We start from the raw sequence: 9,879 nt of genomic DNA on the forward strand, positions 1-9,879 counted from the left end.
CCGGGGGTTCCGGGGGGGGGCGTGCGGGGCTTTGGCGGGCGCTGCGCGGGGGGGTCGCGGCCCCCCCTCCGGGGGGGGGGGGGAGAGCGTGGCCGAGGGCGAGGCGTCCGGGGTGGCGTCGGCGGCCGCGGCCTTGAGCTTCAGCAGCGGGGCGGGATTCTCCGGCTCCGGCTCTCCGGCGCGGGCCACCTCGATCCACCGGGACACCTTGCCGCCCTCGTAGGTGTCCACGGTTTTGAAGGCCAGCGATGTGGCATCGGGCAACTGCCTTACGACTACGCTGTGTTCGGAGTTCTCGCCGGGTGCGAGCGCCGGGCCGCCGACGGAGTAGCCGTCATCGGTGGGCTTCAGCCTCCAGCCCTTCGGGGCCTGCTTCAGCTCCACATCGCCGGGGTCGATGCCCTTGGGCAGCACGGTCCGGATCTCGGTGAAACCGGCCCCCTTGTCCTCCGCCTCCGACTCGAACGTCAGCGTGACATTCCTCGCCAGGGCGCGGGAGTCGGAGGCGCTCACCTCGGTGTGGGACAGGGCGGGGGCCGCCGTGGCGAGGACGAGCGCCGAGGTGGCGACGGCCAGGGCGCCGATCCGCCGCGGGCGGGGCGGCAGACGATGTGCTTTCACGGTATCTCTCCTCGTCCAAGGGGCGGACACCCGAGCCCTCCTCACCGGTCACCCGGCGCGCTCACCAGGTGCGTTCACATCCCCGATACGCACGGCCCGGACGCGATGTTCATCGTCCCCCAGGCCGGAAGCCCGCTTGCCACGGGGGCGCGGCCGGCGGTCAGGTGGTGGCCATGCGGTCAGGTGGTGGCCATGTCGAGGGCCGTCCCGTACAGCCGGGACACCCGGATCCTGATCACTACGCGCCGGTCCGCCACCAACTGCTCCAGGAAGGCGGTCTCATCAAGGGGATCGGCGAAACCCGGCGTCATGGCCAGCAGTTCCCGCCCGACCGCGTCCCCGGGGGCGGCCGTCACCTCGGATACCTCCGCCTCGCCCTCGGCGACGGCGAACGACCAGCCGTCCGGCGCGCCCACATGCACGGCGGCATGCGGGTCGCGCCGCAGCTGACGCACCTTGAGCCGATCGGCGGTGGAGGAGACGCGCAGCACACGCTCCTCGGGACTCCACTGGTGGAGCACGGTCGACAGCTGGGGATGGCCGCTGCGTTTGATGGTTGCGAGCACCCCGAACCGCTGGTCGCTCAGGATGCGGGACAACTCGTCGTCGGTGAGCACCCTGGGCGCGGGTCCGGCACCGGGCTTCGTCCCGGCGCCACTCGTCGGATTCTTGCCTTCGGTCGTCGTCATGAGGGCGGACCTTTCGCCGGTGGTGGAGGCGGGGAGCGCGGGTCAGGGGGTGGTGACCGGTGTGGCGGACGGGTTGGCGTTCCGGGGTGCGGTCGGTGCGGCGGGGGATTTCCGCGCGGGCCGCCGCAAGACGGTGAACGCCACGGCGAAGGCCGCCACGATGAGCCCCGCTCCGACGGCGAAGGCCAGGTGGTAGCCGCCGGTCAGCGCCTCGGCCCGGTTCTCGCCCCGGGCGAGCAGGGCGTCCGTACGGGAGGCGGCCAGGGTGGACAGCACCGCGACGCCCAGCGCCATGCCGATCTGCTGAGTGGTGTTGAACAGCCCGGAGACGAGCCCGGCATCGCCCTCCTTCGCACCGGACATGCCGAGGCTGGTCAGCGCCGGGAGCGCCAGCCCGAAACCGGCGGCGAGCAGCATCACCGGGAGGAGGTCGGGGACGTAGCGGGCGTGCACGGGGACGCGGATGAGCAGGCCGAGGACGCCGGTCAGGAGGACCAGCCCGGTCAGCAGCACCGCGCGGTCGCCGAAGCGGGCGCTGAGCCGCGCCGAGACGCCGAGGGACACCGCGCCGATGGCGAGGGCGGCCGGGAGCATGGCCAGACCGGTTCCGGTGGCGTCGTACCCCAGCACATTGCGCAGATAGAGGGCGACGAGGATCTGGAACGAGAAGAGCGCGGCCACCATCAGGAGCTGGACCAGATTGGCCCCCGCCACCCCGCGCGACCGCAGGATCCGCAGGGGCATCAGCGGGGTGCGGGCAGTGGCCTGGCGGACCAGGAACAGGGCGATCAGGAGGATCGAGACGGCGCCGAGGCCGAGCGTGTGCGCCGCCGTCCAGCCGTACTCCGCCACCTTGACCACGGTGTAGATGCCCAGCATCAGTCCGGCCGTGACGAGCAGGGCGCCGAGGACATCGGCGCCGGCCGCGAGGCCCGGCCCGCGGTCGGCGGGCAGGACGGGGATGGCGACCGCGAGCGTCAGCAGCCCGATCGGCAGATTGATCAGGAAGATCCAGTGCCAGCTGAGCGCGTCGGTGAGGAGGCCGCCGAGTACCTGGCCGATCGAGGCACCGGCGGCGCCGGTGAAGCTGAACACGGCGATCGCCTTTGACCGTTCGGCGGGTTCGGTGAAGAGCGTGACGAGGATGCCCAGGCTGACCGCGGAGGCCATCGCGCTGCCGACCCCCTGGAGGAACCGTGCGGCGATCAGCGTCGCGGGGGAGGTGGCCACGGCCGCGAGCAGCGAGGCCGCGGTGAACACCGCGGTGCCGGTCAGGAATACGCGCTTGCGGCCGATGAGATCGCCGATGCGGCCGCCGAGCAGCAGCAGACCGCCGAACGCGATCAGATAGGCGTTGACGACCCAGCTGAGCCCGGCGGGGGAGAACCGCAGATCGCTCTGGATGGCGGGCATGGCCACGGTCACGATGCTGCCGTCGAGGATCACCATCAGCATGCCGGTGGCGATGACCCCGAGGGCCAGTTGGCGTGCCGGGGGGACGCGGGGAGGCGTCGGGGCGGAAGAGGTGGCGGACATGCGGACACTCCTGTCAGTAGGCGCGACAGGAGCGACCGTAGCAGATGGTTTTGTTGTGGACTATTTGTTTCGGCTCTATTTGTGGCCGGGTGGCCGGCCGCGCGGGTGTCTCCGCTCTACTTCTCGCGCTGCCGTGCCCTCCGGGCCGGGCGGGGGCTCTCGGCGGGCGTGGCCAGATGTCCCTCGGACAGCCGGGTCAACGCCCTTACCAGCGTGGCGCGTTGGGTCTCGGGGAGCGCCGCCAGCGCCTCACGGTGGACGCGGTCCACGATCTCCTGACTCCGTTCGGCGATCCGCGCGCCCTCCTCGCTGACCGCGATGATCCGGGCCCGGCGGTCATGGGTCGAGGCACGCCGCTCCGCGAGGCCCGCCTTCTCCAGGGCGTCCACCGTCACCACCATCGTGGTCTTGTCCATGTCGCCGAGCTCGGCGAGCTGTGCCTGGGTGCGCTCCTCCTCCAGGGCGTGGACCAGTACGCAGTGCATCCGCGAGGTCAGCCCGATCTCGGCGAGCGCGGCCGACATCTGGGTGCGGAGGACGTGGCTGGTGTGGTCGAGGAGGAACGACAGGTCGGGTTCGGTCTTGGTGGGCGCCATGGCGGTCATATGGCCCAGGGTAACAATTCGATCCGTACTGGATTATCCGGAACAGTCCATCTGGAGGGCTGGGGCCGGAGGGCCGGGGGCAGGGGTCAGCCGTTGCGGTAGAGGGTGGTGAGCAGCTCGACCGCGGTCTGGGTGGCGGGGTGCGGGTCGTCCCGCCACCAGGCGAGGCGTACCGCGATCGGCTCGGCGTCGCGGACCGGCCGGTAGGCGATTCCGGGCCTCGGGTACTGGTTGGCGGTGGACTCCGCCGTCATGCCGACGCAGCGGCCCGCGGAGATCACGGTGAGCCAGTCCTCCACGTCGTGAGTCTCCTCGGTGGCCGGCCGGGAGTCGGGCGGCCACAGCTCCGCGGTGGTGGTGCCGGTCCTCCGGTCGACCAGCAGGGTGCGTCCGCTGAGGTCGGCCAGCCGGACCGAGCGGCGCCTGGCGAGCGGGTCGTCGGCGGCCACGGCGCACAGCCGCCGCTCCAGTCCGACGATGGCGGAGTCGAAGCGGCGCTCGTCGAGCGGTCTGCGCACCACGGCCAGGTCGCAGGCGCCCTCCGTCAGCCCCGCGGTGGCGGAATTGACGCGGACGAGGTGCAACTCCGTCTCGGGGTACGCCTGGGCCCAGCGGCGCTGGAAGGCGGGGGTGTGACGGCCGAGCGCGGACCAGGCGTAGCCGATCCGCAGATGGGCGTGGCCCGATACGGCCTCCCGGATCAGGCCGTCCACCTCGGCCAGCACCCGCCGGGCGTGCGCCACCACGCGCAGCCCGGTGCCCGTCGGGGTCACCTCACGGGAGGTGCGCCGCAACAGCCGTGTCCCCAGGGCGCGTTCGAGCGCGGCCACGGCCCGGGACACGGCCGCCTGGGAGACGCCGAGCGCGATGGCGGCGTCGGTGAAGGTGCCCTCGTCGACGATCGCCACGAGGCAGCGCAGTTGCCGCAACTCCACATCCATACGTCCAGCGTATAGATAGCGCGCCAGACGCATTTTGCGCATGCATGGGCCGGGCGCACGATCGACGCATGCGACTCGCCCCCGCGTCACGCCCCCCGTCCCCACGAGCGACGGAAACCACACACCGGACCGCGCCGACCCCTGCCGACTCCTATTCCGGCTCCGACATCGACTCGGGGCCGGGCCTGGACGCGAGCCTGGAGCAGGGCCTGGCCCCTGACCTTGATCAGCGGCCGACGGGACGGCGGTTCGCCGGTGTGGCCACGATGATCGGCAGCGGGCTGTCCAACCAGACCGGCGCCGCGATCGGATCCCAGGCCTTCCCCGTCATCGGCCCGGTCGGGGTCGTCGCCGTCCGCCAGTACGTGGCCGCGATCGTCCTGCTGGCCGTCGGCAGGCCCCGGTTGCGGAGCTTCACCTGGTGGCAGTGGCGGCCGGTGGTGGGGCTCGCCGTGGTGTTCGGCACCATGAATCTGTCCCTGTACAGCGCCATCGACCGCATCGGCCTCGGGCTGGCGGTGACCCTGGAGTTCCTCGGCCCGCTGTGCATCGCGCTCGCCGGCTCACGGCGCCGCGTGGACGCCTGCTGTGCGCTGGTCGCGGCGGCCGCCGTGGTGACCCTCATGCGTCCGCGGCCCTCGGCCGACTATCTGGGCATGGGGCTGGGGTTGCTGGCCGCCGTGTGCTGGGCGTCGTACATCCTGCTCAACCGCACCGTGGGGCGGCGGGTCCCCGGCGCCCAGGGGTCGGCGGCGGCCGCGGGGATCTCCGCGCTGATGTTCCTGCCGGTCGGGATCGCCGTCGCCGTCCACCAGCCGCCGACCGTGAGCGCCGTGGCGTACGCCATCATCGCGGGTGTCCTCTCCTCGGCCGTGCCGTACCTCGCGGACCTGTTCACGCTGCGCCGTGTGCCCGCCCAGGCGTTCGGGCTCTTCATGAGCGTCAACCCCGTCCTCGCCGCACTGGTCGGCTGGGTCGGCCTGGGGCAGAGCCTGGGATGGACGGAGTGGATCAGCGTGGGCGCCATCGTCGCGGCCAACGCGCTGAGCATCCTCACCCGGCGCGGCTGAAGGACCAGCGGGGATGCCCCGGAGCCTCGGTTGGCCCGGACCCGGGGGCGCGGGCGCGCTCCGCCCCCGGGCCACCGCTCAGCCAGCGGCCCCGAACAGCGCCTCCGCGGCGGCGACCGCCTCGGCCAGGGCGGTGGGCTCCGGCCGCAGCCCCGCCACGATCGTGTCGACGGCGCGCAGGTCCGCCCGCTGGAGGAGCCGCTTCTCGTTGGTCACCCACTCACCGCGCGCCGCCAGCACCGCGTGTGCCGTCTGCAGGGCGGCGGTCGCCACCGCCCCCGCGACCTCGGTGGCCCGGCCATGTGCCACATACGCCGCCGAGGCGTACCCCAGGGTCGAGGCCGCGCGCCCGCGCCACACCGGGGGTGCCGCCTCACGCAGCGCCTCCGGGTACTCGGGACGGGGCAGGGTGCCCCGCAGCACCTGGTTGAGGGCGAGTTCGGCCACCACCAGATAGCTGGGGATGCCCGCGAGGTGGAACATCAGCGGCTCCCAGTGGAAGCGGCCCTGCCGCGACTCGGCGAGTTCGTGTTCCACCACCTCGAGGTCGCGGTAGTGGATGTCCACGCGCCGTCCGTCGATGGTCAGCCAGGCGCCCCCGTTGAAGACACCACCGCCCCACTCGCCGAGTTCGGAGACCTCGCCCTCCCAGCCGACGGCCCGGAGAGCGGCCGGGTCGAAGCCGCCCCGGTAGTACAGGGCCAGGTCCCAGTCGCTCTCCGGGGTGTGGGTGCCCTGGGCACGCGAGCCCCCGAGGGTGACGGCGCGCACGGCGGGCAGGGTGGCGAGTCGCTCGGCGACATCGTCGAGGAACATGTCGTCGGTCATACGGATCCGATCGTGTGAAGTGGATGACGGGTGCCGCGGGCACACCGAACACACGCCGGAGCACAGGCTCTGACGGCGGCGTTCATACGGTCGGTGTGCCGGGTCATCACTCCATGACGCCGACCTTACCGCCCCCGCCCGGGAGCCCACGGTGGTGGAACACCGATGGACGGCGGGGCGGTACGGGCCAGGGGCGGATCAGCCTTTCACCGGTCAGCTCTTCACCGGTCAGCTCTTCACCGGTCAGTCCTTCACCAGGCCCAGGCGGAACAGGCTCTCCGCGGTGTCGAGGATGGTCTGCATCGGGTCGCGCGGGGTCCAGCCGAATACCGAACGCGCCTTCTCGGTGCGCAGGATCGGTACCCGCTCCGTCACGCCGACCGCTTCCCGCGCTCGTTCGTCGTCGAACTCCCGCGTGGGCACCCGGGCGGCGCGCTCTCCGAGGTGGTCGGCCAGCACCCGGGCGATCCACAGGAAGCTGACGGCCCGGTCGCCGCCGGCGAGGAAGCGCTGTCCGGCCGCGGCGGGATGTGCCATGGCCCGGAGGTGGAGTTCGGCGACATCGCGTACGTCCACCATGCCGAAGTGTGCGCGGGGGACGGCCGACATCGCCCCCTCCAGCATCGCCCGGACGTGTTCTGTCGAGGCGGACAGCCGGGGGCCGAGTGCCGGACCGAAGATCCCGGTCGGGTTGATCACCGTCAGTTCGAGGCCGTCCCCCTCCTTCGCCACGAAGTCCCAGGCGGCCAGCTCCGCGATGGTCTTCGAGCGGATGTAGGGCGGGTTGTCGTCCTCGGGGTCGGTCCAGTCGCTCTCGTCGTATTCGTCACCGTCCTTGCGGCTGTATCCCACCGCGGCGAACGAGGACGTCATCACGACCCGCTTCACACCGTGGTCCCGTGCGGCCCTCAGCACACGAAGGGTGCCGTCCCGCGCGGGGACGATCAGGTCGTCGGCGTTGTCCGGCTGGACGGAGGGGAACGGCGACGCGACGTGGTGGACGCGGGTACACCCCGCCATCGCGTCGTCCCAGCCGTCGTCCGCGGTCAGGTCGGCGCTGACGATGTCGAGCCGCCCGCCGGGATCGACACCGGAGGCCGCGATGGCCGACCGGACGCTCGCGGCGGCACCGCTGCCCCGGCCCTGCGCGCGGACCGTGGTGCGGACCCGATGGCCGCTCCGCAGCAGGCCGCTGATCACATGGGTGCCGACATAGCCACTGCCCCCTGTCACCAGGACGAGTTCGCCACCACCGGCGTCGGCACCGGCGTCAGCGGACATGGGGATCGTCTTGCTTTCCATGGTTCGCTCTGGATTCCCTTCCCGAACGGTTTCTGTCACAGCGCGTCCATGACGTCCACGAGCTCGTCGACCGCCTGTCGCTCCGCGTCGGTGTCGGCGCGCTCCCGGGCGTCCCACATGTCCGCTTTGAGTCGCAGATAGCGCAGGCGGACCTCCATGAGCGCGATCTCATGCTCCAGGCGGTCCGCGTTGCGCTGGAAGAGGTCGCGCAGCGGAACCACGCCCTGCGGGCCCTCGTCGAGATGGCGGAGGTAGGCACGCATGTCCTGCACGCTCATGCCGGTGGATCTCAGACACCCCAGCGACCTGATCATCTCCACCACGCGGGGGTGGTAGCGCCGGTGGCCACTGTCCCGGTCCCGGTCCACCGCGGGGATCAGGCCGATCTTCTCGTAGTAGCGCAGTGTCGGCTCGGAAAGGCCGCTCAGTCGCGATACCTGCTGGATGGTCATCGGGGAGCCCCGGACCTCCGCCTCTGTCGCTGTCATATGTCGAGCATCCGACACTTGAAGCGCTTGAGGTCAAGTGCGATCGGCCGGCTGTGCCGCAAACGTCCGACAGGTGGCTACCGGGGTGTCCCGGCCGCGGAGACGGCGGACGGGGGAGTGGGCGCGCCGGGGCGCTTCCCGGCCGTGGCGATGGGAATGTCGCGCATGAGGAGCAGTGCCCCGAGGGCGAGGAGCCCGGCCGCGCCGCCGCTCCAGGCGACGGTGGTGCCGATGGCCGTGGCGGTGGGCGCGGCCGCGCCGGAGTGGCCGATCAGGGACTGGGCGCAGGCCAGGCCGACCGCGCCACCGATCTGCTTGGTGAGGGCGGAGCCCGCGGTGGCGGTGCCCATGTCGGCACGCGGGACGGCGTTCTGGGTGGCGATGGTGAGTCCTCCCATGGCCGGTCCGGCGCCGAGCCCGACGAGCAGCAGCAGAACGGACGTCAGGGCGAGAGGCGTCGTGGCCCGCAGGGCGGCGAAGGCGGCGGTACCGGCGGTGAGCAGCCCCGCGCCGATCAGGAGGACCGGTTTGACGTGCCCGCTGCGCAGCACGGTGGCGGCGGTGAGCCGGTTGCCCAGGGTCATGCCGATGAGCAGGGGGAGCAGCAGCAGACCGGAGGCGGTGGCCGAGTGGCCGCGGATGTGCTGGAAGTACAGCGGCAGGAAGATCCCGACCGGCAGCGCGGCGACCTGGAAGAAGAAACCGGCGGTCAGCAGGGCGGTGTAGGTGCGGTGCCGGAACAGCCGCGGGGGCAGGACGGGGACGGCGGCCCGTCGCTCGACCGGTACGAGCGTGGTGAGCAGCGCCAGACCGCCGAGCAGACAGCCCAGCACGGCCGGGTCCGTCCAGGAGGGCGCATGCGTGGCGGTCGCGTTGCCCTTGAGGCTGAGGCCGGTCAGCGCGAGGGAGAGCCCGGCGGCGAGCAGGAGGATCCCCGCCACGTCGAGCCGGCCGGACGGCGGGGTGGCGGGACGGCGGTCGGGCAGGGCCAGGGCGATGACGGCGCCCGCGGCCAGTCCGAGCGGGAGGTTGAGCCAGAACGCCCAGCGCCAGCCGATGTGATCGGCGAGTAACCCGCCGAGGAGCGGGCCGCCGACCATGCCCAGGATCATCATGGCGGCCATCGCCGTCTGCATCCGGATCAGCCCCTGGGGGCGGGACGGCGGGTGGAGGTCGCGGACCAGTGCCATGCCGAGCGTCAGCAGGGATCCGGCGCCCAGGCCCTGGAGCGCGCGGGAGAGGATCAGGGCGGGCATGGAGGCGGACAGGCCGCAGGCGATGGAGCCGATCAGGAAGACGGCGAGCCCGCCGATCAGCATTCGGCGGCGGCCGTGGAGGTCGGAGCAGCGGCCGTAGACCGGCACGCTGACCGAGGAGGTCAGCAGATAGGCGGTGACGAGCCAGACGTACCAGGAGTCCCCTCCGCCGATCTGCTCGACGATGCGGGGCAGCGCGGTGCCGACCACGGTGCCGTCCAGCATGGCCAGGAAGGCGCAGCCCAGCAGGGCGAGGGTGACCAGGGTCCGGCGGCGGTGCGGGAGCGCTTCGTACGCGTCGGGTCCGGTCACCGGGCCTCCCCGGGCGCCGCGAGCGCGCCGTGCAGGAAGAGGTCCACGACTTCCTCGGTGGTCAGTGGGTCGGGGGCGCCCAAGCGCCCGGCCGACATCAGGGTCAGCTGGAAGGCGTCGGCGAGCCGTTCCGGGGCGAGCCGCCCGCGGGGCCGGGGGGGGTGGTTAACCCCCGCCCCCCCCCCCCGCGGCCCGGCCCCCCGGGCCCCGCGGGGCGGGGGGCGCCCCGCC

Annotated in this window: 10 protein-coding genes and 1 pseudogene; 1 reads left to right on the plus strand and 10 read right to left on the minus strand. The window is 72.5% G+C overall.

The features are described from left to right. The 5 genes from ACFXB5_RS39885 to ACFXB5_RS39905 all read right to left on the minus strand — a co-directional run. A partial coding sequence (locus ACFXB5_RS39885; protein WP_385217939.1) for a DUF1775 domain-containing protein occupies positions 1-621 on the minus strand: 621 nt, incomplete at its 3' end. Positions 622-800: 179 nt separating this feature from the next. Then, positions 801-1,310 carry a pyridoxamine 5'-phosphate oxidase family protein gene (locus tag ACFXB5_RS39890; protein WP_385217941.1) on the minus strand — a complete coding sequence of 170 codons (510 nt, stop codon included), beginning with the start codon at positions 1,308-1,310 and terminating at the stop codon, positions 801-803. Positions 1,311-1,352: 42 nt separating this feature from the next. Then, positions 1,353-2,846, minus strand: a complete 1,494-nt coding sequence (locus tag ACFXB5_RS39895) for an MFS transporter (protein WP_385217944.1) — start codon at positions 2,844-2,846, stop codon at positions 1,353-1,355. A gap of 116 nt (positions 2,847-2,962) precedes the next feature. Beyond that, positions 2,963-3,451 carry a MarR family winged helix-turn-helix transcriptional regulator gene (locus tag ACFXB5_RS39900; RefSeq protein WP_385217946.1) on the minus strand — a complete coding sequence of 163 codons (489 nt, stop codon included), beginning with the start codon at positions 3,449-3,451 and terminating at the stop codon, positions 2,963-2,965. A gap of 86 nt (positions 3,452-3,537) precedes the next feature. Continuing rightward, complete coding sequence (locus tag ACFXB5_RS39905; RefSeq protein ID WP_385217949.1) at positions 3,538-4,392, minus strand: LysR family transcriptional regulator; 855 nt, start codon at positions 4,390-4,392, stop codon at positions 3,538-3,540. A gap of 68 nt (positions 4,393-4,460) precedes the next feature. Between ACFXB5_RS39905 and ACFXB5_RS39910 the strand changes: the two genes are divergently transcribed. Next, entirely contained in the window at positions 4,461-5,462 is a 1,002-nt protein-coding gene (locus ACFXB5_RS39910; protein ID WP_385217952.1) for a DMT family transporter, read from the plus strand. Positions 5,463-5,540: 78 nt separating this feature from the next. Here the strand turns inward: ACFXB5_RS39910 and ACFXB5_RS39915 are convergent, their stop codons facing one another. The 5 genes and pseudogenes from ACFXB5_RS39915 to ACFXB5_RS39935 form a co-directional block, all read right to left on the minus strand. Further along, positions 5,541-6,290, minus strand: coding sequence for a nucleotidyltransferase domain-containing protein (locus ACFXB5_RS39915; RefSeq protein ID WP_385217954.1), 750 nt, complete (start codon positions 6,288-6,290; stop codon positions 5,541-5,543). Between the two features lie 243 nt (positions 6,291-6,533). After that, complete coding sequence (locus ACFXB5_RS39920) at positions 6,534-7,592, minus strand: SDR family oxidoreductase (protein ID WP_385217957.1); 1,059 nt, start codon at positions 7,590-7,592, stop codon at positions 6,534-6,536. Positions 7,593-7,627: 35 nt separating this feature from the next. Next, positions 7,628-8,080 (minus strand): MerR family transcriptional regulator, encoded by a 453-nt coding sequence (locus ACFXB5_RS39925; protein WP_385217959.1) that lies wholly within the window; start codon positions 8,078-8,080, stop codon positions 7,628-7,630. Positions 8,081-8,157: 77 nt separating this feature from the next. Beyond that, positions 8,158-9,648, minus strand: coding sequence for an MFS transporter (locus ACFXB5_RS39930; protein WP_385217961.1), 1,491 nt, complete (start codon positions 9,646-9,648; stop codon positions 8,158-8,160). Then, positions 9,645-9,879 (minus strand): annotated as a pseudogene (locus ACFXB5_RS39935) (TetR family transcriptional regulator); the annotation flags it as partial. The gene ACFXB5_RS39930 and the pseudogene ACFXB5_RS39935, both read right to left, overlap by 4 nt.

The sequence above is a fragment of the Streptomyces sp. NPDC059455 genome (genome assembly GCF_042750115.1).
In the GTDB taxonomy this organism is placed as follows: Bacteria; Actinomycetota; Actinomycetes; order Streptomycetales; family Streptomycetaceae; genus Streptomyces; species Streptomyces endocoffeicus.